17 protein-coding genes are annotated in these 25,188 nt (G+C 60.3%); 13 read left to right on the forward strand and 4 right to left on the reverse strand.

The features are described 5' to 3' along the window. Nucleotides 1–8: 8 nt before the first annotated feature. The 3 genes from D8U73_RS05430 to D8U73_RS05440 form a co-directional block, all read right to left on the reverse strand. Nucleotides 9–719: an SPOR domain-containing protein gene (locus D8U73_RS05430; protein ID WP_056852256.1), complete on the reverse strand. Its 711-nt coding sequence runs from the start codon at nucleotides 717–719 to the stop codon at nucleotides 9–11. A gap of 1 nt (nucleotide 720) precedes the next feature. Further along, entirely contained in the window at nucleotides 721–2,457 is a 1,737-nt protein-coding gene (gene argS / locus D8U73_RS05435) for an arginine--tRNA ligase (RefSeq protein WP_130903899.1), read from the reverse strand. 270 nt (nucleotides 2,458–2,727) lie between these two features. Next, on the reverse strand, nucleotides 2,728–4,947 hold the full coding sequence (locus D8U73_RS05440) for a primosomal protein N' (protein ID WP_056852257.1): 2,220 nt from the start codon (nucleotides 4,945–4,947) through the stop codon (nucleotides 2,728–2,730). 166 nt (nucleotides 4,948–5,113) lie between these two features. Here D8U73_RS05440 and rpmE point away from each other — a divergent pair, with 166 nt between their 5' ends. The 3 genes from rpmE to D8U73_RS05455 all read left to right on the forward strand — a co-directional run bounded on the left by rpmE (nucleotide 5,114) and on the right by D8U73_RS05455 (nucleotide 7,607). After that, nucleotides 5,114–5,332 (forward strand): 50S ribosomal protein L31, encoded by a 219-nt coding sequence (gene rpmE / locus D8U73_RS05445; RefSeq protein ID WP_008047849.1) that lies wholly within the window; start codon nucleotides 5,114–5,116, stop codon nucleotides 5,330–5,332. A 35-nt stretch (nucleotides 5,333–5,367) separates the two neighbouring features. After that, nucleotides 5,368–6,156, forward strand: a complete 789-nt coding sequence (locus D8U73_RS05450) for a thermonuclease family protein (protein WP_130903900.1) — start codon at nucleotides 5,368–5,370, stop codon at nucleotides 6,154–6,156. Between the two features lie 182 nt (nucleotides 6,157–6,338). Continuing rightward, a complete protein-coding gene (locus D8U73_RS05455; RefSeq protein ID WP_056852259.1) occupies nucleotides 6,339–7,607 on the forward strand; it encodes a malic enzyme-like NAD(P)-binding protein in 1,269 nt (422 codons plus the stop codon). Nucleotides 7,608–7,851: 244 nt separating this feature from the next. Here the strand turns inward: D8U73_RS05455 and D8U73_RS05460 are convergent, their stop codons facing one another. After that, the gene (locus D8U73_RS05460; protein WP_056852260.1) at nucleotides 7,852–10,293 is read right to left on the reverse strand and encodes a penicillin-binding protein 1A; all 2,442 of its coding nucleotides are present in this window, start codon (nucleotides 10,291–10,293) and stop codon (nucleotides 7,852–7,854) included. A 213-nt stretch (nucleotides 10,294–10,506) separates the two neighbouring features. On the opposite strand from D8U73_RS05460, the gene D8U73_RS05465 reads away from it, so the two are divergent. From D8U73_RS05465 to D8U73_RS05515, 10 genes are all read left to right on the forward strand, one after another. Next, a complete protein-coding gene (locus D8U73_RS05465) occupies nucleotides 10,507–11,568 on the forward strand; it encodes a pilus assembly protein PilM (protein ID WP_130903901.1) in 1,062 nt (353 codons plus the stop codon). Continuing rightward, the gene (locus tag D8U73_RS05470; protein WP_130903902.1) at nucleotides 11,568–12,134 is read left to right on the forward strand and encodes a PilN domain-containing protein; all 567 of its coding nucleotides are present in this window, start codon (nucleotides 11,568–11,570) and stop codon (nucleotides 12,132–12,134) included. The genes D8U73_RS05465 and D8U73_RS05470 overlap by 1 nt, the downstream gene beginning before the upstream one ends. Continuing rightward, on the forward strand, nucleotides 12,131–12,754 hold the full coding sequence (pilO, locus tag D8U73_RS05475; protein WP_056852263.1) for a type 4a pilus biogenesis protein PilO: 624 nt from the start codon (nucleotides 12,131–12,133) through the stop codon (nucleotides 12,752–12,754). The genes D8U73_RS05470 and pilO overlap by 4 nt, the downstream gene beginning before the upstream one ends. Further along, nucleotides 12,751–13,278: a pilus assembly protein PilP gene (locus tag D8U73_RS05480; RefSeq protein ID WP_056852264.1), complete on the forward strand. Its 528-nt coding sequence runs from the start codon at nucleotides 12,751–12,753 to the stop codon at nucleotides 13,276–13,278. Before pilO ends, D8U73_RS05480 begins: the two co-directional genes overlap by 4 nt. 13 nt (nucleotides 13,279–13,291) lie before the next feature. Then, nucleotides 13,292–15,367: a type IV pilus secretin PilQ family protein gene (locus D8U73_RS05485; protein ID WP_130903903.1), complete on the forward strand. Its 2,076-nt coding sequence runs from the start codon at nucleotides 13,292–13,294 to the stop codon at nucleotides 15,365–15,367. Nucleotides 15,368–15,371: 4 nt separating this feature from the next. Further along, nucleotides 15,372–15,890, forward strand: coding sequence for a shikimate kinase AroK (gene aroK, locus D8U73_RS05490; RefSeq protein ID WP_056725695.1), 519 nt, complete (start codon nucleotides 15,372–15,374; stop codon nucleotides 15,888–15,890). A gap of 151 nt (nucleotides 15,891–16,041) precedes the next feature. Continuing rightward, nucleotides 16,042–17,142, forward strand: coding sequence for a 3-dehydroquinate synthase (gene aroB, locus D8U73_RS05495; RefSeq protein ID WP_056852266.1), 1,101 nt, complete (start codon nucleotides 16,042–16,044; stop codon nucleotides 17,140–17,142). Nucleotides 17,143–17,152: 10 nt separating this feature from the next. After that, nucleotides 17,153–18,745 carry an AAA family ATPase gene (locus tag D8U73_RS05500; RefSeq protein WP_130903904.1) on the forward strand — a complete coding sequence of 531 codons (1,593 nt, stop codon included), beginning with the start codon at nucleotides 17,153–17,155 and terminating at the stop codon, nucleotides 18,743–18,745. 350 nt (nucleotides 18,746–19,095) lie between these two features. Beyond that, nucleotides 19,096–23,541, forward strand: a complete 4,446-nt coding sequence (gltB, locus tag D8U73_RS05510) for a glutamate synthase large subunit (RefSeq protein WP_130903905.1) — start codon at nucleotides 19,096–19,098, stop codon at nucleotides 23,539–23,541. A 33-nt stretch (nucleotides 23,542–23,574) separates the two neighbouring features. Continuing rightward, nucleotides 23,575–24,993 carry an FAD-dependent oxidoreductase gene (locus tag D8U73_RS05515; RefSeq protein ID WP_056852269.1) on the forward strand — a complete coding sequence of 473 codons (1,419 nt, stop codon included), beginning with the start codon at nucleotides 23,575–23,577 and terminating at the stop codon, nucleotides 24,991–24,993. The last annotated feature ends 195 nt before the right edge of the window (nucleotides 24,994–25,188 follow it).

The raw sequence follows: 25,188 nt of genomic DNA on the forward strand, positions 1-25,188 counted from the left end.
ACACGGCGTTAGCGGCTCTGGCGTTGTTGTAACAGCAGGTTGCTGAACCCGGCGCCGGCCAGTTGTTTCTGTGCAGTGGTCAGTTGTTCGCGATTGCTGAACGGTCCGACCAGTACCCGGTACCAGGTTTCGTCTTTCACCGTTCCCGATTCCACCGCCACCGCCTGGCCGAGCAGGATGATCTGCGCCCGAACCTTGTCCGCATCAGTCTCTTTGCGGAACGAACCGGCCTGCAGGAAGAACTTGGTTACCGGCGCGGCCTTGGTGACAGGTGGCGCGGGTGGCGGCGTAATGCCGGCCAGAGCTGCCTGGGCGCGGGCGGTGTCGATCTTCGCCGCTTCGGCCGGGGTCACCGGCGTGGTGGGAATGGCTGGCACTTGTGGCGTCGGCAGGGTTTTCTCCGGCACGGCATCCGGCGGCACGATGACTTCCGATTCCGGCAGCAGGGTGTAGAAGTCGTATTTCGGCTTTACCGGTTGCGTCGGGCTCGGCGGAGTCTTGTTGGCCTCGGCAATCTTGCTGGCTTTCTGCTGTTGCTCGACCTTCTCGCGCTTGACCGTATCGCTGCCTTTGCCCGGCTCCAGTTTCATCAGGAACACGATGAATGCACCGACCGTCAGGCCGATGGCCATCCACAACCAACCCGGGATCGGTTGCTTCGCTGGAGCTTGGTAACGGCTGGCGCCACGTTTGGGTGCAGGTTTTTTCTTGGCAGCCAACTTACATGCGCTCCAGTGTTTCCAGGCCCAAGAGTTCCAGGCCTTGCTTGAGAGTGCGACCGGTCAGCGCGGCGAGGCGCAGACGGCTCTGCATTTGTGCCGGGGTGTCGGCGGCGAGGATCGGGCAGTTCTCGTAGAAGCTGGAGAACAGGCCGGCGACGTCGTACAGGTAGGTGCAGAGGATGTGCGGCGTGCCTTTTTCAGCCACGTTGTTCAGGATCTCGCCGAACTGCGCGAGTTTCGCTGCCAGCTCGTGTTCGTGGGCCGCTTCGAGCACGATCTGGCCTTCGACTTCGCTGAAGTCCTTGCCGAGTTTGCGGAACACACCGGCCACGCGGGTGTAGGCGTACAGCAAGTACGGCGCGGTGTTGCCTTCGAAGTTGAGCATCAGGTCGAAGTTGAAGCTGTAGTCGCTGGTGCGATGCTTGGACAGGTCGGCGTATTTCACCGCACCGATGCCCACCACCTTGGCGATGTTGCGCAACTCGGCTTCGGCCAGCTCGGGGTTCTTGTCTTTCACCAGGGTGTAGGCGCGTTCCTGGGCTTCGGTCAGCAGGTCGATCAGCTTGACGGTGCCACCGTCTCGGGTCTTGAACGGACGGCCATCGGCGCCGTTCATGGTGCCGAAGCCCATGTGTTCCATCTCCATCGGATGGGTCACGAAGCCGGCCTTGCGCGCCACGGCGAACACTTGCTGGAAGTGCAGGGCCTGACGCTGGTCGACGAAGTACAGCGCGCGATCAGCCTTGAGTGTGCCGCTGCGGTAGCGCACGGCCGCCAGGTCGGTGGTGGCGTAGAGGTAGCCGCCGTCGGCCTTGACGATGATCACCGGCAGCGGGTCGCCATCGGCATTCTTGAACTCGTCAAGGAACACGCATTGCGCGCCGTTGCTCTCGACCAGCATGCCGGCGGCCTTGAGGTCGTTGACCACGTTGATCAGGTCATCGTTGTAGGCACTTTCACCCATGACGTCGGCCATGGTCAGTTTGACGTTGAGCAGCTCGTAGATTTTCTGGCAGTGCGACAGCGAGATGTCCTTGAACTTGGTCCACAGCGCCAGGCAGTCGGCGTCACCAGCCTGCAACTTGACCACCAGGCCGCGGGCGCGGTCGGCGAACTCTGCGGATTCGTCGAAGCGTTGCTTGGCGGCGCGGTAGAAGTTCTCCAGGTCCGACAGCTCGTCGCTGGTGATCGGGTTTTCCTGCAGGTACGCCATCAGCATGCCGAACTGGGTGCCCCAGTCGCCGACGTGGTTCTGACGGATCACGGTGTCGCCCAGGAACTCCAATACGCGAGCCACGCCGTCGCCGATGATGGTCGAGCGCAAGTGGCCGACGTGCATCTCTTTGGCCAGGTTCGGTGCCGACAGGTCGACCACGGTGCGCTGCAGCGGGCCAGCCTTGCGCACGCCGATATTGCCATCGGCCAGGGCCACGTCGAGGCGTGAGGCCAGGGCATCGGTGTTCTGGAAGAAATTCAGGAAGCCGGGACCGGCGATTTCGGTCTTGCTGACGTTTTCGTCGGCCGGCAGCGCGGCGATGATTTTTTCCGCCAGGTCGCGCGGTTTCATTCCCGCCGGTTTGGCCAGCATCATGGCGATGTTGCTGGCGAAATCGCCGTTTTTCTTGTCGCGCGAGTTTTCCACCTGGATCGCCGGCGACAGGCCTTCAGGCAACACACCTTCGTTGACGAGTTGGGTGATGGCTTGTTGGATCAGCTGGCGAATGGTGTCTTTCATGGTCTTCTCTTTCGACCGCTGGCGCGGCGGGCGCATCATGCGCTGGTGGAAAAACTGGGCATTATCCGTTGCCGGAGCGGGCTTGCCAACCATTGTAGGTTCATTGCGGACTTACGGCAGACGATTAACCTGTGGCGAGGGAGCTTGCTCCCGGTGGGGCGCGGAGCGGCCCTGAATTCAGGCCCCGCGGTCTCACTGAACGGCTCGAGGTGCCATATTTACGACTGCTTTGCAGTCGAGCGGGAGCGAGCTCCCTCGCCACAGTTGCCATCAATACAAATCGACTGGATCAACATCCAAAGACCAGCGCACCGCACGCCCACTCGGCATCTGCTCCAGTACCAGCAACCAACTGGCCAGCAATCGATGCAGCGGCGCCCGGGCGGTCGCCTGCAACAGCAACTGCGCGCGATACCGCCCTGCCCGGCGCTCCATCGGCGCTGGCACCGGGCCCAGCAGCTCGATGCCGGTCAGGTTCTGTTCGATCAGCAGGCGCTCGGCCTCGCTGCACGCCTCATCGAGAAAGCCTTCCGCTTGCCCTGGTTTATGCGCTTCGGCGCGCAGCAACGCCAGGTGCGCAAACGGCGGCAAGCCCGCTGCGCGGCGTTCGCTCAAGGCTTGTTCGGCAAAGGCGAAATAGCCCTGTTCGGTCAGTTGGATCAACAACGGATGGTCAGCAAGATGCGTCTGGATGATCACCTTGCCCGGTTCTTCGGCACGGCCTGCGCGGCCCGCGACCTGAACAATCAATTGCGCCATGCGTTCACTGGCACGGAAGTCGCCGGAGAACAGCCCGCCGTCGGCGTCGAGAATCGACACCAGCGTCACTCGCGGAAAGTGATGACCTTTGGCAAGCATTTGCGTGCCGATCAAAATGCACGGTTGGCCTTTCTGGATGGTCGCGAACAACTGGTTCATCGCGTCCTTTCGTGAGGTACTGTCGCGGTCGACCCGCAGGACCGGATAGTCCGGAAACAGGATCGCCAGGCGCTCTTCAGCCCGTTCGGTGCCGGCACCCACCGGGCGCAAGTCGACCTTGTTGCACTTAGGGCATTGGCGGGGTACGCGTTCGACATAGCCGCAATGGTGGCAACGCAGTTCGCCGTAACGCTGGTGCACGGTCATGCGTGCGTCGCAGCGTTGGCATTCGGACATCCAGCCGCAGTCATGGCAAAGCAGGGTCGGCGCAAAGCCTCGGCGATTGAGGAACACCAGCACCTGCTGCCCGGCAGCCAGGGTCTGGCCGATGGCTTGTTGCATCGGCCCGGAAATGCCGCTGTCCAGCGGACGGCTCTTCACATCCAGGCGCAGGAAGCGCGGTTGCTTGGCACCGCCAGCGCGTTCATTCAGTCGCAGCAAGCCGTAGCGACCGGTATAGGCGTTGTGCAGGCTTTCCAGAGAGGGCGTGGCCGAGCCGAGCACGATCGGGATGTTTTCCTGCCGTGCCCGCACCAATGCCAGGTCGCGGGCATGGTAGCGCAGGCCTTCCTGCTGTTTATAGGAGCCGTCATGCTCCTCGTCGATGATGATCAGCCCCGGGTTTTTCATCGGTGTGAACAGCGCCGAGCGGGTGCCGATAATAATGTCGGCTTCGCCATCTCGGGCGGCGAGCCAGGCCTCAAGTCGTTCGCGGTCGTTGACCGCCGAGTGGATCAGCGCGATGCGCGCATTGAAGCGCTGCTCGAATCGCGCCAGGGTTTGCGGACCGAGATTGATTTCCGGGATCAGCACTAACGCTTGCTTGCCGGCCTCAAGGGTCTCGCGGATCAGCTGCAAGTAGACTTCGGTCTTGCCGCTGCCGGTGACACCGGCCAGCAGAAAAGCGTGATAACTGTCGAACCCGGCGCGGATCGCTTCGTACGCTGCACGCTGTTCCGCGTTGAGCGGCAATTCGGGCTGGGCCAGCCAGTGTTCATGGCGGACACCAGGTGCGTGGCGGCGGATTTCAACTTGCACCAGATCCTTGGCCAGCAGCAAATCCAGGCTGTCTTTGCTCAGCATCAGCTTGCTCAGCAGTTGATGGGCGACGCCATGGGGGTGCTGCGCCAGTGTCGCCAAAGCTTCACGCTGGCGCGGGGCGCGGGCGATACGCGGGTCATCGAGACTCGCACCCGGCGCGGCAGACCAGAAGCGTTCCTGCCGCGCTTCGGCCAGTTCGCCCTGGCGCAGCAATACGGGCAAGGCCCAGCTCAAGGTATCGCCGAGGCTGTGCTGGTAATACTGGGAGGTCCACAGGCACAGCTTGAATAACGCCGGGGGAAGTGGTGGTGTGGCGTCGAGCAGGGCCAGCGCGGGCTTGAGTTTTTCCGCTGGCACTTCGCTGGTGTCAGTGACTTCCACCAGGATCCCGATCATCTCGCGACGGCCAAATGGCACTCGCAGGCGCATGCCGGGGTGCAACTGTTCGCGCCGCACGCCAGCCGGAGCGCGGTAGTCGAACAGGCGGCGCAGCGGCGAAGGCAGGGCGAGGCGCAGAATGGCGTCGGGCACGCGTTTTCTCGATGTAGGGGTGAAGTAGCAGGCCGCGAGCCTAGCAGACGACCGGTTTGAGGGACAGCTTGCGTGATTGGCATTGTCTGGTAGAATCCGCGGCCTAATTACGTGCGGTATTCAACAATAGTGTTGGGTGGCGGCACGCTAGCCTGAGGAAAACACCATGAAAGCTGATATCCATCCAGAATACCCAGCAGTTGCTGTTACCTGCAGCTGCGGCAACAAGTTCGAAACCCGTTCGACCTTCGGCAAAGCCCTGGCGATCGACGTTTGCAACGAATGCCACCCGTTCTACACCGGTAAGCAGAAGACTCTGGACACTGGCGGCCGCGTTCAGCGCTTCGCAGACCGTTTCGGTGCTTTCGGCGCGAAAAAGGCCTAAGGCCGATCAACTTGGGAGGCCGTTGCGGTTTTTCCATGCTGATGAAAAAGGCGTCCCTTGCGGGCGCCTTTTTTCTGTCTGCGATTTGGCTCTCAGCGGCCCAGGCCTTTTGTCCGGCTCCGGCCGGGCTGACATCGGTCGCAGTCCAGCGAGTGGTCGACGGCGACACGCTGCGCCTGAGCGATGGTCGCAATGTGCGCATGATCGGCTTGAATACGCCGGAGTTGGGCAAGAAAGGGCGCTCCGACGAGCCGTTCGCCGTCGCTGCACGAAAACGCCTGGAAGATTTGGTGGCGGCGAGTGATGGGCGAGTCGGCCTGCGGCCCGGCAAAGAAAGCAAAGACCGCTATGGCCGGACGTTGGCCCATGTCTATGGTGCCGACGGCGCCAACCTCGAAGCGCAAATGCTCGCCGAAGGCCTGGGGTTTCTCGTGGCAGTCGCGCCGAATACCGATCTGATCGACTGTCAGCAGGCAGCGGAACGCAGTGCCCGCCATTCCGGACTCGGCGTGTGGCGCCAGTCGCCCGTGTTGCAGGCGGATCAAATCAGCGTTTCCGGATTCGCTCTGCTCAGTGGCCGTGTGAGCAGGGTTCAGCGCAATCGTGGCGGGATTTGGATCGAGTTGCAGGACTCGGTTGTATTGCGCGTTGCACCCAACTTGCTGACCCGATTCGATGTGGCCTCGCTGGAAAGTCTCAAGGGCAAGCAGATTGAGGCGCGTGGCTGGGTGCTGGACCGTTCCCGTCGTGGCGGTCTCAAGGAGGGTCAGGCGCGCTGGGTGTTGCCGCTGACCGATCCGGCGATGCTGCAAGTGGCACATTGATAAAAAATTGTAGACATTTTTTCTATCGATTGTGAACAGTCTATCCCTTGTGTTCCGTGGCTCTTGGGCCAAAGTCGTATGGCCGGGCGCTTGACAGGGGTGACCGGTCAGTCTTGTGGGGATTTTGCGAGGCGCGTATCCTCGCTGACCAGTCTGTCCAACAGTAAAAGCGGAATGCCAAAATGTCTGATCTGAAAACTGCCGCTCTCGAATATCACGCCCATCCTCGTCCAGGGAAGCTGAGTGTCGAGCTCACCAAGGCCACCGCTACCGCCCGCGACCTGTCGCTGGCCTACAGCCCCGGCGTAGCCGAACCAGTACGCGAAATCGCCCGCGATCCTGAACTGGCCTACAAATACACCGGCAAAGGCAACCTGGTTGCAGTCATTTCCGATGGCACCGCGATTCTCGGCCTGGGTAACCTCGGCCCATTGGCTTCCAAGCCAGTGATGGAAGGTAAAGGCGTGCTGTTCAAGCGCTTCGCCGGCATCGACGTTTTCGACATCGAAGTCGACTCCGAAAGCCCGCAAGCCTTCATCGACACCGTCAAGCGTATCTCCATCACCTTCGGTGGCATCAATCTGGAAGACATCAAGGCACCTGAGTGCTTTGAGATCGAACGCGCTCTGATCGAACAGTGCGACATCCCGGTATTCCACGATGACCAGCACGGCACCGCGATCGTGACCGCAGCCGGTATGATCAACGCCCTGGAAATCGCCGGCAAAACCCTGCCGCAAGCCAAGATCGTCTGCCTGGGCGCCGGTGCTGCCGCCATCTCCTGCATGAAATTGCTGGTGAGCATGGGCGCCAATATCGAAAACATCTACATGATCGACCGTACCGGCGTGATCCACTCCGGCCGTGACGACCTGAACCAGTACAAGGCTGTTTTCGCTCACGCGACCGAAAAGCGCACCCTGGCTGATGCACTGCAAGGTGCTGACGTGTTCGTCGGCCTGTCCGGCCCGAACCTGCTGAGCGCTGAAGGCCTGCTGTCCATGGCGCCTAACCCGATCGTGTTCGCTTGCTCGAACCCTGATCCGGAAATCTCCCCGGAACTGGCCCATGCCACCCGTAACGACGTGATCATGGCCACCGGCCGTTCGGACTACCCGAACCAGGTCAACAACGTACTTGGCTTCCCGTTCATCTTCCGTGGTGCCCTGGACGTTCGCGCCAAGCGCATCAACGAAGAAATGAAAGTGGCAGCAGCCAACGCCCTGCGCGAACTGGCCAAACTGCCGGTACCTCAGGAAGTGTGCGACGCCTACGGCGGCATCAAGCTGGAATTCGGTCGTGAGTACATCATTCCGAAGCCAATGGACAAGCGTCTGATCACCCTGATCTCCGATGCCGTGGCTAAAGCCGCAATCGAGACCGGTGTGGCAACCCTGCCGTATCCGAAGAACTACCCGCTCAAAAGCGTGGATGACGTGTTCAACGGCTAAGTCGTTGTAGCGCTTCAACCGAAAAGCCCCGGCTCGTTTTGAGTCGGGGCTTTTTTGTGTCTGGCGGGTGATCGTTCCCACGCTCCGCGTGGGAATGCCTCTGCGGACGCTCTGCGTTCGGCTCTGGATGGGACGCGGAGCGTCCCTGGCTGCATTCCCACGCGAAGCGTGGGAACGATCAATCCTGCAGGCACAAAAAAGCCCCGCACTTTCACGAAGGCAGGGCTTTCTGTTGGCGCTGAAATCAGAACAAATCGATCGGCGCCGCTTCATCCGCCGGCAGCGGGCTGCCCGGCGTAATGCCGTTACCCAGCTCGTTCATCGACGGTGGCGTGTCCTCGGCCTTGAACAGCTCGAAGTAGGCGCCCGGCGTGCCTGGAGTGGCGGCGCGGCCGCTGATCGGGTCGACTCGCAAGCTGAGGATGCCTTCGGGCTCTGGCTGCGTATGCGGCGGCAGGTCCTTGAGCGCGGCGGCCATGTAGTTCATCCAGATCGGCAGGGCTACGGTGCCGCCAAACTCCTTGCGCCCCAGGCTTTCAGGCTGGTCGAAGCCGGTCCAGACGGTGGTCACGTAATCGGCGTTGTAACCGGAGAACCAGGCGTCCTTGGATTCGTTGGTGGTACCGGTTTTACCCGCGATGTCGCTGCGACCCAAGGCCAGCGCACGACGCCCGGTGCCGAGTTTTATAACGTCCTCGAGCATGCTGTTGAGGATGTAGGTCGTGCGGCCATCAACAATGCGTTCAGCCACCGCCGGTGCTTGGGGTGTCGGTTGTGCGTTCATGGCATCGCTCGGCGTTGCGTTGACCGTGAAAGCTTCGGCAACTGGCGCGGCAATGCCGTCGGTGGCTGCGCCGCCCTTCGGCACGCTGGGCGGATTGGCGACGAAAAGCGTGTCGCCGTTGCGGCTTTCGATTTTGTCGATGATGTAAGGAGTGATCTTGTAGCCACCGTTGGCAAACGTGGCCCAACCGGTGGCGATCTCCATCGGCGTCAGCGTTGCGGTGCCCAGTGCCAGCGACAGGTTGGGTGGCAAATCCTGCTTGTTGAAGCCGAAGCGGCTGATGTAGTCGATGGTCTTGCCGACGCCCATCGCTTGCAGCAAGCGGATCGATACCAGGTTGCGCGACTTGTACAGCGCCTCACGCAAACGAATCGGGCCAAGGAAGGTGTTGGTATCGTTCTTCGGGCGCCAGACCTTGTCCAGGTACTCATCGACGAAAACGATCGGCGCATCGTTCACCAGGCTGGCGGCGGTGTAGCCATTGTCCAGCGCAGCGCTGTACACGAATGGCTTGAAGCTCGACCCGGGCTGGCGCTTGGCCTGCAGTGCGCGGTTGTAGTTGCTCTGCTCAAAGGCAAAGCCACCCACCAGAGAGCGGATCGCGCCATTTTGTGGATCGAGGGACACCAGCGCACCCTGAGCCTGGGGAACCTGACTGAACTTCAGCGAATTGTCCGGCTGGCGTTGTACACGGATCAAGTCGCCAACCTGGGCGACATCCGACGGCTGCTTCGGATTGGGTCCCATACTGTTGGTGTTCAGGAAAGGGCGAGCCCATTTCATGGTTTCCCAGCTGACGTGTTCCTGTCCGGTGCGGGTCAGCACCTGCAGCCCGGTCTTGTCGACCTGGGTAACGATGGCCGGCTCAAGGCTGCTGATGGTGCGCTGCTTGGTCAGTTCGGTGGCCCAGGCTTCGCGGGTCTTGCCCGGCAGGCGTGATTCAGGGCCTCGGTAGCCGTGACGCTGGTCGTAGGTCATCAGGCCTTCGTGGAGGGCGGTGTTGGCCATTTCCTGAAGGTTGCTGGGCACGGTAGTGGTGACGCGGAAACCTTCGGTATAGGCGTCGCTACCATAGCGGCCGACCATTTCGGCGCGGGCCATCTCGGCGATGTAAGGGGCGTTCACTTCCGGTGTCGGCACGTGATAGCTGGCGTTCAGCGGTTCGTTGATCGCCGCGGTGTAATCGGCTTCAGTGATTTTGCCCAGTTTGTACATGCGCCCCAGGATCCAGTCGCGCCGCTCTTTGCTGCGGGCCGGGTTGGCCAACGGGTTGAAACGAGACGGGGCCTTGGGCAGGCCGGCGATCATGGCCATCTGCGCCAGGCTGACGTCGCGAATCGACTTGCCGTAATACACCTGCGCGGCAGCTTCGATACCGTAGGCACGGTTGCCCAGGTAGATCTTGTTGACGTACAGCTCAAGGATTTCGTCCTTGGTCAGCTGGCGTTCAATCTGCAACGCCAGGAGGATTTCCGTGGTCTTGCGGGAAAAGCTGCGTTCGCTGGTCAGGAAGAAGTTCTTCGCTACCTGCATGGTAATGGTGCTGCCGCCGGACTGGATGTGGCCACTTTTGACCAGTTGGGTCGCCGCGCGCATCAGGCTGCTGGGGTCGACGCCGTAATGGTTGGCGAAGTTGTCGTCTTCAGCACTTAGTAACGCATTTATGAAATTGGGTGGAATGTCGGCGAACTTGATCGGGGTACGGCGCATTTCGCCAAATTCTGCGATCAACTTGTTATCGCTGCTGTAGACCCGCAATGGAATCTGCAACTGAATGCTTCTCAAAGCCTCCACGGACGGCAATCCGGGGCTAAGGTAAAGAAACGCCCCGCTCAGACCCAGAAGCAGTCCGCAGAAAACCGCGACGATGGACCAACCGAAAAATTTCAGCAGACGAATCAAGGCTTTTGGATATCCAGGGCAAAAAATGAATTAGGCATCAGGGTTCAGGCTAAAGGCGAACGACCCGCGCTTGAGAAAGCGGAAAAAAAACGCTGGGCATTATAAGCATTTTTCCGCCGCAGGCGTCATTGACGGCAGCTGTCAAGACGGGCGGAGGGAACGCAATACACATTACAGAGTCCGTAACTCACGGATAGTCATAGGGAATTGCTAGTGCCAGGACTCTTCAACAAAAAAGCCAATACGCTTTTAGGGATCGACATCAGCTCAACTTCGGTGAAGCTCCTGGAGCTGAGCCGTCAGGGCGACCGTTACCGGGTGGAGGCCTACGCGGTCGAGCCACTGCCTGCCAGTGCGGTTATCGAGAAAAACATCGCAGAGCTCGAAGGTGTGGGCCAGGCCCTTTCCCGCGTACTGGTCAAGGCCAGAACCAATGTCAGGAACGTCGCCGTCGCCGTGGCCGGCTCGGCGGTGATCACCAAGACTATCGAAATGGATGCGGGGCTTTCCGATGACGAGATGGAAAGCCAGCTCAAGATCGAGGCCGATCAGTACATCCCTTATCCGCTGGATGAAGTCGCCATCGATTTCGAAGTCCAGGGCGCGTCGACACGTAACCCCGAGCGGGTCAATGTGCTGCTCGCCGCCTGTCGCAAGGAAAACGTCGAGGTTCGCGAAGCGGCATTGACCCTCGCCGGCCTGACTGCACGGGTGGTTGATGTCGAAGCCTACGCGCTGGAACGTTCGTTCGGCTTGCTGGCCAATCAGTTGGCGGCGTCGAAGGAGCGCCTGGTAGCGGTGGTCGATATCGGCGCAACCATGACCACCCTGAGCGTGCTGCACAAAGGGCGGATCATCTATACCCGCGAACAACTGTTTGGCGGGCGACAACTGACCGAGGAAATCCAGCGTCGCTACAACCTGACCGTTGAACAGGCGGGGCGGGCGAAGAAGCAGGGCGGGCTGCCTGACGACTATGAGCGTGAAGTGTTGCAGCCTTTTCGCGAAGCTCTGGTTCAGCAGGTATCCCGCTCGTTGCAGTTTTTCTTTGCTTCCGGTCAGTACCACTCCGTTGATCAGATCCTTTTGGCAGGCGGGACCGCTTCGGTTCCGGGGCTGGACCAATTGATCGAGCAGCAATTGGGCACGCCGACGCAGGTAGCCAATCCGTTTTTCGAGATGACCCTGAGCAACAAGGTCAATGCCGCGGCCCTGACCAGCGATGCCCCGGCCATGATGATTGCCTGCGGGCTGGCCCTCAGGAGTTTCGACTGATGGCACGGATCAATCTTTTACCTTGGCGGGAAGAACTGCGCGAGCAACGTCGCAAACGCTTTCTGCTGACTCTGGTCGGCGTGCTGGTGGGATCGACAGGCGCTGTGCTGATCGCCAATCAGGCCATCGACGGTGCCATCAACCGTCAGATTGCGCGCAATGATTACATCGGCAAGCAAATTGTCGTGGTCGACGAGCGGATCAAGCAGATCAGTGAGCTCAAGGCTCGCCGTCAGCAACTGGTCGAGCGCATGCGGATCATCCAGGACTTGCAGGGCAACCGGCCGATTAGCGGGCGGATTTTTGATCAGCTGGCGCGAACCCTGCCGGATGGGGTGTATTTCACTGAAGTCAAAATGTCAGGCAAGACCTTGTCGATCACCGGTGCGGCAGAGTCGAACAATCGTGTATCCGATTTGATGCGCAACCTGGATGCCTCCGATTGGTTTGATGCCCCCAGCCTGACCGAGGTGAAAGCGACCACTGCCGGACAACTGGATCAAGCCAACGTCTTTCAGTTGAGCGTGCGGCAGACCCAGCCGGCTGCGGTGGAGGGCGGGAAATGACTCCGTCTGAATGGTTCGAAGGGCTGCGCAAGATCGATATAAACGAACTGGATACGAGCAATATCGGTTCCTGGCCGCCCGCGATCAAGGTGTTGGTGGGTGTGCTGCTGATGGTTCTGGTGTTGTCGCTGGGTTACAGCATGTCCACCAGCGAGCTTGAGAATCAGCTAGATCTCAAGCGTGAGGAAGAGTCGACCCTCAAAGAGCAGTTCGCCACCAAGGCGCACATGGCGGCAAACCTCGAGCTTTACACGCAACAGATGAAAGAGATGGAAAACTCCTTTGGCGTGCTGCTGCGGCAATTGCCCAGTGATACCGAAGTGCCCGGTCTGCTGGAAGACATCACTCGCACCGGTCTGGGCAGTGGCCTGGAATTCGAAGAAATCAAACTGCTGCCGGAGGTGACCCAGCCGTTCTACATCGAATTGCCGATCCAGATTACCGTCACCGGCGCTTATCACGACCTGGCGACGTTCGTCAGCGGTGTAGCCGGTCTGCCGCGCATCGTCACCCTGCACGATTTCGACCTGGCCCCGGCCAACCCTGACGGCGGGCCGAAACTGCGCATGAGCATCCTGGCCAAGACCTACCGCTACAACGACAAAGGGCTGCAGCAATGAGCCTTGTTCGCGGACTTTGCATGGCGATGTTGCTGGTCGTGCTCGGCGGTTGTAACAGTGGCGAAGACTTCAGCGACCTGGACGCCTACATGAACGAAATGCGTCTGCGAGCACCGGGGAAGATTGAACCAACGCCCACATTCCGGTCTTACCCGACATTCACCTACAACGCTGCCAACCTGCGCAGCCCGTTTTCCCGGCAAGTCAGAATCGACCTGGCCGGTCAGAAACACGGGTCGCGCAACGTCAAGCCGGACCCGAACCGGGTCAAGCAGTACCTCGAGGGATTCAATATCGAGCAGTTTGAAATGGTCGGCACAATTTCCAATGCGGCTGGCTCCTTTGCATTGTTACGCGGGGCTGGCGGAGTGCATCGGCTGAAGGTCGGCGATTACCTGGGGCGCAACGAAGGCCGGATAGTCGCCATCAGCAGCGCCCAGGTCGATGTGGTCGAAATCGTCCCGGATGGCCAGGGTGCCTGGCTGGAAAGGCCGCGGACCATCCCTTTGAAAGAGCACTCATAGTGGGATTCGAAAAATGAACAGGATTTTCTCCACCCTCGGAATGTCGCTATGGATAGCGTTGCTGTCGCCGATGGTACAAGCGGCCAACCTCAAAGCGCTCGATGTCGCTGCACTGCCGGGCGACCGCGTCGAGTTGAAGCTGGCGTTCGATGAGCCACCGCCGGCTCCCCATGGGTACACCACTGAGTCGCCAGCACGGATCGCACTCGACCTGCCAGGTGTGGTCAGCCAACTGGCCAGCAAGACTCGTGACCTGGGGGCGGGTAACGCCCGCAGCGCAACCGTGGTCGAGGCCAAGGATCGTACGCGGCTGATCATCAATTTGACCCAGCTGACGCCGTACGACACCCGAATCGAAGGAAATAATCTGTTTGTAGTGGTTGGGCAGGGTGTCAAAAGCGCGACTCGCAGGCCGGTTGCCACTACCACTGCCGCCCCGACCCCGGCACGCCCGGTTGCGACGGCAAGCAAAGCCATACGCGGAGTGGATTTTCAGCGTGGCACGCAAGGAGAAGGCAATGTAGTGATTGATCTGTCGGACCCTTCCATTGCGCCCGACATACAGGAGCGCGAGGGCAAGATCATTCTCGGTTTCGCCAGGACCCGTCTGCCCGAACCGTTGCGAGTACGCCTGGACGTCAAGGATTTCGCCACGCCTGTGCAGTTCGTCAATGCCAATGTCACCGGCGACAGAGCCACCATCACCATCGAGCCCAGCGGCGCCTTCGATTATTCGACTTACCAGACCGACAACAAGCTGACCGTCAGCATCCGCCCGATGACCGTCGACGACCTGCAAAAGCGCAATGCCGACCGCTACGCCTACAGCGGCGAAAAGCTCTCGCTGAATTTCCAGGACATCGATGTGCGCTCGGTACTGCAATTGATCGCCGATTTCACCAATCTCAATCTGGTGGCCAGTGACACGGTGCAGGGTGGCATCACATTGCGCCTGCAAAACGTGCCTTGGGACCAGGCGCTGGACCTGGTGTTGAAGACCAAGGGGCTGGACAAGCGCAAGATTGGTAACGTCCTGTTGGTGGCGCCGGCCGATGAAATCGCCGCAAGAGAGCGTCAGGAACTGGAGTCGCAGAAACAGATCGCCGATCTGGCACCGCTGCGGCGGGAGCTGCTTCAGGTCAATTACGCCAAGGCAGCCGATATCTCGAAGCTGTTCCAGTCGGTAACCAGTGCCGAAGCGAAAGTCGACGAACGTGGATCAATCACCGTTGATGAACGCACCAACAACATCATTGCCTACCAGACGCAGGACCGGCTCGATGAGCTGCGGCGGATCGTGGCGCAACTGGATATTCCGGTGCGCCAGGTGATGATCGAGGCCCGAATCGTCGAAGCCAACGTCGATTACGACAAGAGTCTTGGCGTGCGCTGGGGTGGCTCGATCCAGAATAAAGGCAACTGGAATACTTCGGGGGTCAGCAATGGTGCCAATTCGTCATCGACCATCGGTACACCGGGTAGCACCAGCACCAACTCGCCGTTCGTCGATTTGGGGGCGGTCAACAATACCTCGGGTATCGGCATTGCCTTCATCACCGACAATGTCCTCCTGGACCTTGAACTGACAGCCATGGAGAAAACCGGTAACGGCGAAATTGTCTCGCAGCCCAAGGTGGTCACGTCCGACAAGGAAACGGCCAAGATCCTCAAGGGCACCGAGATTCCTTACCAGGAAGCCAGTTCCAGCGGCGCCACTTCCGTGTCGTTCAAGGAGGCTTCGCTGTCGCTGGAAGTAACGCCGCAAATCACGCCGGATAACCGTATCATCATGGAAGTGAAGGTCACCAAGGACGAGCCGGACTACCTCAACAAAGTCCAGGATGTGCCGCCGATCAAGAAAAACGAAGTCAACGCCAAGGTCCTGGTCAACGACGGGGAGACCATCGTTATTGGCGGCGTTTTCTCAAATACTCAGAGCAAGGTTGTAGATAAGGTGCCATTTCTTGGCGATGTGCCGTATCTTGGCCGCCTTTTCCGGCGTGACGTGGTTTCGGAGAAAAAATCCGAGCTGTTGGTGTTTCTCACTCCGCGTATCATGAATAACCAGGCGATTGCTGTGAGTCGTTGATTCTGTGCGAAATTTGATTCTTGTAGGACCGATGGGCGCTGGAAAAAGCACCATCGGCCGGTTGCTGGCCAAAGAGCTGCGCTTGCCATTCAAAGATTCCGATAAGGAAATTGAATTACGCACGGGCGCCAATATCCCATGGATCTTCGATAAAGAAGGCGAACCGGGCTTTCGCGATCGCGAGCAGGCAATGATTGCCGAACTATGCGATTACGACGGCGTGGTGCTGGCGACCGGCGGTGGCGCAGTCATGCGCGAAGCCAATCGTCGGGCACTGCACGCCGGCGGACGCGTGGTTTATCTGCATGCTTCCGTTGAGCAGCAGGTCGGGCGCACTTCGCGTGACCGCAATCGCCCTTTGCTGCGCACCGCCGATCCGGCCAAGACCCTTCGGGATCTGCTGGCGATCCGCGATCCGCTCTATCGGGAAATCGCCGATCTGGTGGTGGAAACCGATGAGCGGCCACCGCGAATGGTCGTGCTCGATATTCTGGAGCGTCTGCAGCAATTGCCGCCCCGTTAAAGCGCTGCACGAAATGCGCTATCCTCGGCGTCCTGCCATGACCGCAATCGGTTGTGGCGGATGGCTACCGGACGGCGTCAGACCAGCAGGGGCCGTGGACATTCGTTAATTCAAGGCAGGACGCCTGATTCCATCTTCACTGTGGGGACACATGCAGACACTCAAGGTCGATCTAGGCGAGCGCAGCTACCCGATTCATATTGGCGAAGGTTTGTTGGATCAGCCTGAGCTGCTGGCCCCGCATATTCGCGGGCGGCAAGTGGCGATCATTTCCAACGAAACCGTTGCGCCGCTCTATCTCGAACGTCTGACCCGCAGTCTGGCGCAGTTCTCGGTGATTTCCGTGGTGCTGCCCGATGGCGAAGCTTTCAAGACCTGGGAAACCCTGCAACTGATTTTCGACGGTCTGTTGACCGCCCGGCACGATCGCCGCACCACAGTGATTGCCCTTGGCGGCGGCGTTATCGGTGACATGGCCGGTTTTGCCGCGGCCTGCTATCAGCGTGGTGTCGATTTCATACAGGTCCCGACCACGCTGTTGTCGCAAGTAGATTCTTCCGTGGGTGGCAAGACCGGAATCAACCACCCGCTGGGCAAGAACATGGTCGGCGCCTTTTATCAGCCGAACGTCGTGCTGATCGACACGACCTCGCTCAATACCCTGCCGGCCCGCGAACTGTCCGCCGGTCTGGCGGAAGTCATCAAGTACGGTCTGATCTGCGATGAGCCATTCCTGACCTGGCTCGAAGACAATGTCGATCGCCTGCGCAACCTGGATCAGCAAGCCCTGACCTACGCCATCGAACGCTCTTGCGCGGCCAAGGCGGCGGTGGTCGGTGCCGACGAGAAAGAGACCGGTGTGCGAGCCACGCTCAACCTCGGCCACACCTTCGGTCATGCCATCGAAACCCACATGGGCTATGGTGTCTGGCTGCATGGCGAGGCTGTGGCTGCCGGCACCGTGATGGCGCTAGAGATGTCCTCGCGCCTGGGCTGGATCAGCGAGCAGGAGCGTGATCGCGGCATTCGGCTGTTCCAGCGCGCCGGGTTGCCGGTCATTCCGCCTGAAGAGATGACGCCAGCCAATTTCCTCGAACACATGGCAATTGACAAAAAAGTAATCGACGGTCGTTTGCGCCTGGTGCTGCTGCGCCACATGGGCGAAGCGGTGGTGACCGACGATTATCCGAAAGAGGTTCTACAGGCCACGCTGGGAGCGGATTACCGCGCCCTGGCTCAGCTTAAAGGTTAATAAGAACGCGATGACTAGTTTGCATGCCGACGAGGCTTTCCTCGGCCATTACCAGTTGAGTCATGACCCTTTTGCTCCACGGGTGCCTGGCTTCAAGTTTTTCCCGGCCCAGCGCAAACCCGTGCTGGGGCAGTTGCATCATCTAGCGCGCTATAGCCAGTTGCTGCTGGTGGTCACAGGGCCACAAGGCAGCGGCAAGACCCTGCTGCGTCAGGCCCTGGTGGCCAGCACCAACAAACAATCGGTGCAGAGCGTGGTGGTTTCCGCCCGTGGCGCCGGCGATGCGGCTGGTGTACTGCGGCAGGTGGCCCAGGCACTGGACGTTGCCCAGGCCGAGATCGGCGCAATCCTGGCTCAGGTGGTGCAACTGGCACTCACCGGTCAGGAAGTCTATTTGCTGGTGGATGATGCCGAGCAGCTCGACGAATCCGCGCTCGAAGCGTTGATGGCGCTGGGTGCCGGTGCACCGGAAGGTCGCCCGCATGTGTTCCTGTTTGGCGAGTCGTCGATGATTGCTCAGCTGGAGCAATTGAGCCTCGAGGAAGAGCGCTTCCACGTCATCGAGTTACAGCCGTACACCGAAGAAGAGACCCGCGAATATCTGGATCAGCGCCTCGAAGGTGCAGGTCGGGGTATAGAACTTTTCACCGCAGATCAGATCTCTGATATTCACGAAAGCTCCGAGGGTTGGCCTGGCAATATCAACCAGGTTGCCCGCGATGCAATGATCGAAGCCATGATTGCCAGCCGCTCAGCGGTGAAGCGTCCAAGTATGGGGTTCAATATGCCGAAGAAACACGTATTGGCGATTTCCGCCGTCGTCGTGGTCGCGGTAGCCGCCGCCTGGTTGATGCCAGGTCGCAGCAAAGCACCGACCACCGGTGCTCCGGCCAACGAGCAGGCGCAATTGCCGCTCGGCCAGGGCGCGCCTCAGGCGAACGGCGGTGCACCAGCCGTCGAATTCGCCGGCAATACGCAGCCGATGCCGCTGCCGTTGGTCGGTAATTCGCAGCCTGTCATGCGTGGTCCTCTGGCCGAAGCAGCGGGCGGTATTACCGAAGGTGACGATGGCGTTCCGCTCGAGGGCTCCAGCGAGACACCGCCGACCGTAACTACCACTGCGCCTCCTGCGGGCGTTCCGGCCGGGCCTGCGCCGACTCCTGCGGCCAAGCCGGTTCCGGCCCCGACGCAGGTCGCTACCGCCAAGCCTGCACCGGTTCCGGCGCCAGCCGCCAAGCCTGCTCCAGCTCCGGCCAAGCCGGCGGTCGCCGCAGCCAAGCCTGCCGAAAAACCAGCCGCCGCCACCAAGGCTGCCGGAGGTACCTGGTACGCCGGTCAGGCGCCGAGTAATTACGTGGTGCAAATCCTCGGCACCAGCTCCGAAACGGCCGCACAAAGCTTCGTCAAGGAGCAGGGCGGTGAATACCGTTATTTCAAGAAGGTCCTCAACGGCAAGCCACTTTATGTGATCACCTACGGCAACTTCGCCAGTCGTGATGCAGCCGTTTCAGCCATCAAGGCCTTGCCAGCGAAGGTTCAGGCTGGTAAACCTTGGCCTCGCACTGTCGCCAGCGTCCAACAGGAACTGGCAACAACTCGCTGAAGATTCGGCGGCCTTACCCAGGCCGCCTCTCCAAGCACCTCAAAATTTCTGCAAGCGCGCGCTGGCCCCACAGGCCGCGTGCCTTGTGGTGTCTGCGTCACAGTAGTCTTTGAGTCGTTGCGGTCAGAATTAAAAAAGTTTTGACTAGCACAGCAGATCGCTTTAAACCTTTCATGAATGCGACATAGATTTGCGACATTTCGTCGTCAAATTTGTGAGCCTCCGTGTCGGTGTGTACAATGACCTCCCTTTTGCCCCCGCAAAGCTGGCGTACGTCCAGCGTGGAAGGTAAGTGGTTGAATTGAAAAGAAATTTGCCTCGATAAGGGGCAGCCTGGTGAGAAAGTGTCTATGAAAGCAGGTCTGTACCAACCCGATGAATTCAAGGATAACTGCGGTTTCGGCCTGATAGCCCATATGCAGGGCGAGCCCAGTCATACCCTTTTGCAAACGGCCATCGAGGCCCTGACCTGCATGACCCACCGCGGTGGGATTAATGCCGACGGCAAGACCGGTGACGGTTGCGGTCTGCTGATTCAAAAGCCTGACGTGTTCCTGCGAGCCATCGCCCAGGAAACGTTTGGCGTCGAACTGCCCAAGCAATATGCCGTGGGCATGGTCTTTTTCAACCAGGACCCGGTCAAGGCCGAAGCCGCTCGCGAGAACATGAACCGCGAGATCCTGGCCGCCGGCCTGCAGCTCGTCGGCTGGCGCAAAGTGCCGATCGACACCAGCGTCCTCGGGCGCCTGGCCCTCGAGCGTCTGCCGCAGATCGAGCAGGTATTCATCGGCGGTGAAGGCCTGAGCGATCAGGACATGGCCGTCAAGCTGTTCACTTCCCGTCGCAAGTCGTCCGTGGCCAACGCTGCTGACACCGACCATTACGTGTGCAGCTTTTCGCACAAGACCATCATTTATAAAGGCCTGATGATGCCGGCGGATTTGACCGCCTTCTATCCAGACCTGAGCGATGAGCGCCTGCAAACTTCGATTTGCGTGTTCCACCAGCGCTTCTCCACCAACACCCTGCCGAAATGGCCGCTGGCTCAACCGTTCCGCTTCCTGGCGCACAACGGCGAGATCAACACCATCACCGGCAACCGCAACTGGGCCGTGGCTCGTCGCACCAAGTTCACCAACGATCTGATGGACCTGGAAGAACTCGGTCCGCTGGTCAACCGCGTGGGTTCCGACTCCTCGAGCATGGACAACATGCTGGAGTTGATGGTCACCGGTGGCATCGATCTGTTCCGTGGCGTGCGGATGATCATTCCGCCTGCGTGGCAGAACGTCGAAACCATGGACCCGGATCTGCGTGCGTTCTATGAATACAACTCGATGCACATGGAACCGTGGGACGGCCCGGCCGGCGTGGTAATGACCGACGGTCGCTACGCGGTGTGCCTGCTCGACCGTAACGGTCTGCGTCCGGCGCGTTGGGTCACCACCAAGAACGGTTTCATTACCCTGGCTTCGGAAATCGGTGTCTGGAACTACCAGCCTGAAGACGTGCTTGCCAAGGGCCGTGTCGGGCCGGGCCAGATCTTTGCCGTTGACACCGAAACCGGGCAGATCCTCGACACCGACGCCATCGACAACCGTCTGAAGTCGCGTCATCCGTACAAGCAATGGCTGCGCAAGAATGCCCTGCGCATCCAGGCGACCATGGAAGACAACGACCACGGATCGGCGTTCTACGACGTCGATCAGCTCAAGCAATACATGAAGATGTACCAGGTCACGTTCGAAGAGCGTGATCAGGTGCTGCGTCCGCTCGGGGAGCAGGGCTACGAAGCCGTGGGCTCGATGGGCGACGATACGCCGATGGCCGTGCTGTCCCAGCGCGTGCGCACGCCGTACGACTATTTCCGCCAGCAGTTCGCGCAGGTCACCAACCCGCCGATCGACCCGCTGCGTGAAGCGATCGTCATGTCGCTGGAGATCTGCCTCGGCGCCGAACGCAACATCTTCCAGGAGTCGCCGGAACACGCCTCGCGCGTGATCCTAAGCTCGCCGGTCATTTCCCCGGCCAAATGGCGCTCGCTGATGAACCTCGATCGCCCAGGCTTCGAGCGCGCGATCATCGACCTTAACTACGATGAGAGCGTCGGCCTCGAAGCGGCGATCCGCAACGTCGCCGATCAGGCTGAAGAAGCCGTGCGCGCCGGTCGTACCCAGGTCGTGCTGAGCGACCGTCACATTGCCCCGGGCAAGTTGCCGATCCACGCCTCCCTGGCCACCGGCGCGGTGCACCACCGCCTGACCGAAAAAGGCCTGCGTTGCGACTCCAACATCCTCGTGGAAACCGCGACCGCTCGCGATCCGCATCACTTCGCCGTATTGATCGGTTTCGGTGCTTCTGCCGTTTATCCGTTCCTGGCCTACGAAGTGCTGGGTGACCTGATCCGTACCGGTGAAGTGCTGGGCGACCTCTATGAGGTGTTCAAGAACTACCGTAAAGGCATCACCAAGGGCTTGCTGAAGATCCTGTCGAAGATGGGCATCTCGACCATTACTTCGTACCGTGGTGCGCAGTTGTTCGAAGCCATCGGTTTGTCCGAGGAAGTCTGCAACCTGAGCTTCCGTGGCGTGCCAAGCCGCATCAAGGGTGCGCGCTTCGTCGACATCGAAGCCGAGCAGAAGGCCCTGGCCGCCGAAGCCTGGAGCCCGCGCAAGCCGATCCAGCAGGGCGGTTTGCTGAAGTTCGTCCACGGTGGCGAATACCACGCGTACAACCCTGACGTGGTCAACACCCTGCAAGCTGCCGTGCAACAGGGCGACTACAGCAAGTTCAAGGAATACACCTCGCTGGTGGATAACCGCCCGGTGTCGATGATCCGCGACCTGCTGAAAGTCAAAACCCTCGACACGCCATTGGATATGAGCGAGATCGAACCGCTGGAATCGGTGCTCAAGCGCTTCGACTCCGCCGGTATCTCCCTGGGTGCCCTGTCGCCGGAAGCTCACGAAGCCCTGGCCGAAGCCATGAACCGCCTCGGTGCGCGTTCCAACTCCGGCGAAGGCGGCGAAGACCCGGCACGCTACGGCACCATCAAGAGCTCGAAAATCAAGCAGGTGGCGACGGGCCGTTTTGGTGTGACCCCGGAATACCTGGTCAACGCCGAAGTGCTGCAGATCAAGGTCGCTCAAGGCGCCAAGCCGGGCGAAGGCGGTCAGTTGCCAGGCGGCAAGGTCAACGGCCTGATCGCCAAGCTGCGTTATGCAGTGCCGGGCGTGACCCTGATTTCGCCACCGCCGCACCACGACATCTACTCCATCGAAGACTTGTCGCAGCTGATTTTCGACCTGAAACAAGTCAACCCGAAGGCGCTGGTTTCGGTGAAGCTGGTAGCGGAAGCGGGCGTTGGCACCATCGCCGCCGGTGTGGCCAAGGCCTACGCGGACTTGATCACCATCTCCGGCTACGACGGCGGCACCGGCGCATCGCCGCTGACCTCGATCAAGTACGCGGGCGCCCCGTGGGAGCTCGGCCTGGCCGAAACCCATCAGACCCTGCGCGGCAACGACCTGCGCGGCAAGGTTCGGGTGCAGACCGACGGTGGCCTGAAAACCGGCCTCGACGTGATCAAGGCAGCGATCCTCGGCGCTGAAAGCTTCGGCTTCGGCACCGCGCCAATGATCGCCCTGGGCTGCAAATACCTGCGCATCTGCCACCTGAACAACTGCGCCACCGGCGTCGCGACCCAGAACGAAAAACTGCGCAAGGACCACTACATCGGTACCGTCGACATGGTGGTGAATTTCTTCACCTACGTCGCCGAAGAAACCCGTGAGTGGCTGGCCAAGCTGGGCGTGCGCTCCCTCGAAGAGCTGATCGGTCGTACCGATCTGCTGGAAGTCCTCGAAGGCCAGACCGCCAAGCAGCATCACCTGGACCTGACCCCGTTGCTGGGCAGCGACCATGTGCCAGCGGACAAGCCGCAGTTCTGTGGCGTAGACCGCAACCCGCCGTTCGACAAAGGCCTGCTGGCCGAGAAAATGGTCGAGATGGCTGCTTCGGCGATCAACGACCTGAGCGGTGCCGAGTTCGACCTGGATATCTGCAACTGCGACCGTTCCATCGGCGCGCGGATCTCCGGCGAAATCGCTCGCAAGCATGGCAACCAGGGCATGGCGAATGCGCCGATCACCTTCCGCTTCAAGGGTACTGCGGGCCAGAGCTTCGGCGTATGGAACGCCGGCGGCCTGAACCTGTACCTGGAAGGCGACGCCAACGATTATGTCGGCAAGGGCATGACCGGCGGCAAGCTGGTCATCGTTCCGCCCAAGGGCAGCGTCTACAAGACTCAGGACAGTGCCATCATCGGCAACACCTGCCTGTACGGCGCCACCGGGGGCAAGCTGTTCGCCGCCGGCACCGCAGGCGAGCGTTTTGCTGTGCGTAACTCCGGTGCCCACACCGTGGTGGAAGGCACTGGCGATCACTGCTGCGAGTACATGACCGGTGGTTTCGTCTGCGTACTGGGCAAGACCGGTTACAACTTCGGCTCTGGCATGACCGGCGGTTTCGCCTACGTGCTCGACCAGGACAACACCTTCGTTGACCGGGTCAACCACGAACTGGTGGAAATCCAGCGGATCAGCGGCGAGGCGATGGAAGCCTACCGCAGCCATTTGCAACGCGTGCTGAACGAGTACGTCGAGGAAACCGACAGCGAGTGGGGGCGTGAGCTCGCCGAGAATCTCGATGATTACTTGCGTCGCTTCTGGCTGGTCAAGCCGAAGGCTGCCAACCTGAAATCGTTGCTTTCCAGCACCCGTGCCAATCCGCAGTGATATGCGCCTGAAGAGTTTGATGAGGTTTTAACAATGGCTGAACGTCTGAATAACGACTTCCAGTTCATCGATGTCGGGCGCAAAGATCCGAAGAAGAAACTGTTGCGTCAACGCAAGAAAGAGTTCGTCGAAATCTACGAACCGTTCAAACCCCAGCAGTCGGCCGATCAGGCCCACCGCTGCCTGGGTTGTGGCAACCCGTATTGCGAATGGAAGTGCCCGGTGCACAACTTCATTCCCAACTGGCTCAAATTGGTGGCCGAGGGCAACATCCTCCAGGCCGCCGAGTTGTCGCACCAGACCAACACTCTGCCGGAAGTTTGCGGCCGGGTGTGCCCGCAAGACCGTCTGTGCGAGGGGGCCTGCACCCTCAACGACGGTTTCGGCGCGGTGACCATCGGTTCGGTCGAGAAATACATCACCGACACCGCGTTCGCCATGGGCTGGCGCCCGGACATGTCCAAGGTCAAGCCGACCGGCAAGCGTGTCGCGATCATCGGCGCAGGCCCTGCTGGCCTGGGCTGTGCGGACGTGCTGGTACGTGGCGGCGTGACCCCGGTGGTGTTCGACAAGAACCCGGAAATCGGCGGTCTGCTGACTTTCGGCATCCCCGAGTTCAAGCTGGAAAAGACCGTGCTGAGCAATCGCCGTGAAGTCTTCACCGGCATGGGCATCGAGTTCCGTCTGAACACCGAAGTGGGCAAGGACGTGACCATCGAGCAACTGCTCGAAGAATACGATGCGGTATTCATGGGCATGGGCACCTACACCTACATGAAGGGCGGCTTTGCCGGGGAAGACCTGCCGGGCGTGTACGACGCGCTGGACTTCCTGATCGCCAACGTCAACCGCAACCTGGGCTTTGAAAAGTCGCCGGAAGATTTCGTCGACATGAAAGGCAAGAAAGTCGTGGTACTTGGCGGTGGCGACACGGCGATGGACTGCAACCGTACCTCGATCCGCCAGGGCGCCAAGTCGGTGACCTGTGCTTATCGTCGTGACGAAGCGAACATGCCAGGCTCGCGCAAAGAGGTGAAGAACGCCAAGGAAGAAGGCGTGAAATTCCTCTACAACCGCCAGCCGATCGCGATTGTCGGCGAAGACAAGGTCGAAGGCGTGAAGGTGGTCGAGACCCGTCTCGGCGAGCCGGATGCCCGTGGCCGCCGCAGCCCAGAGCCGATCCCGGGCTCCGAAGAGATCATCCCGGCCGATGCCGTGGTCATCGCCTTCGGTTTCCGTCCGAGCCCGGCGCCTTGGTTCGAGCAGTTCAGCATCCAGACCGACAGCCAGGGCCGCGTCGTGGCGCCGGAACAAGGTCAGTACAAGCACCAGACCAGCAACCCGAAAATCTTCGCCGGTGGCGATATGGTTCGCGGTTCCGACCTGGTGGTAACGGCGATCTTCGAAGGCCGCAATGCGGCTGAAGGGATCCTGGATTACCTGGGCGTCTGACCCCCGGTCGAAACTGCAACGCAATACCTGTGGGAGCTGGCTTGCCAGCGATGCAGAAACCTCGGTTTTCAACGTAGACCGAAGTGGTGCCATCGCTGGCGAGCCAGCTCCCACAGTGCTTTGTGGTGTTGCGAGTTACGGGTTTCCCCGCGACAAATTGACCCGATAGACAAAAGGTGCGGCGCTTGCCGTGCC

The organism is Pseudomonas sp. Sample_22 (genome assembly GCF_004307635.1).
Lineage (GTDB): Bacteria > Pseudomonadota > Gammaproteobacteria > Pseudomonadales > Pseudomonadaceae > Aquipseudomonas.

Bases quoted from the DNA above. Each gene is read 5' to 3' on its own strand.
- argS (WP_130903899.1), bottom strand. From the start codon at position 2,457: ATGAAAGACACCATTCGCCAGCTGATCCAACAAGCCATCACCCAACTC.
- rpmE (WP_008047849.1), top strand. From the start codon at position 5,114: ATGAAAGCTGATATCCATCCAGAATACCCAGCAGTTGCTGTTACCTGC.
- D8U73_RS05450 (WP_130903900.1), top strand. From the start codon at position 5,368: ATGCTGATGAAAAAGGCGTCCCTTGCGGGCGCCTTTTTTCTGTCTGCG.
- D8U73_RS05455 (WP_056852259.1), top strand. From the start codon at position 6,339: ATGTCTGATCTGAAAACTGCCGCTCTCGAATATCACGCCCATCCTCGT.
- D8U73_RS05470 (WP_130903902.1), top strand. From the start codon at position 11,568: ATGGCACGGATCAATCTTTTACCTTGGCGGGAAGAACTGCGCGAGCAA.
- pilO (WP_056852263.1), top strand. From the start codon at position 12,131: ATGACTCCGTCTGAATGGTTCGAAGGGCTGCGCAAGATCGATATAAAC.
- D8U73_RS05480 (WP_056852264.1), top strand. From the start codon at position 12,751: ATGAGCCTTGTTCGCGGACTTTGCATGGCGATGTTGCTGGTCGTGCTC.
- D8U73_RS05485 (WP_130903903.1), top strand. From the start codon at position 13,292: ATGAACAGGATTTTCTCCACCCTCGGAATGTCGCTATGGATAGCGTTG.
- aroB (WP_056852266.1), top strand. From the start codon at position 16,042: ATGCAGACACTCAAGGTCGATCTAGGCGAGCGCAGCTACCCGATTCAT.
- D8U73_RS05500 (WP_130903904.1), top strand. From the start codon at position 17,153: ATGACTAGTTTGCATGCCGACGAGGCTTTCCTCGGCCATTACCAGTTG.
- gltB (WP_130903905.1), top strand. From the start codon at position 19,096: ATGAAAGCAGGTCTGTACCAACCCGATGAATTCAAGGATAACTGCGGT.
- D8U73_RS05515 (WP_056852269.1), top strand. From the start codon at position 23,575: ATGGCTGAACGTCTGAATAACGACTTCCAGTTCATCGATGTCGGGCGC.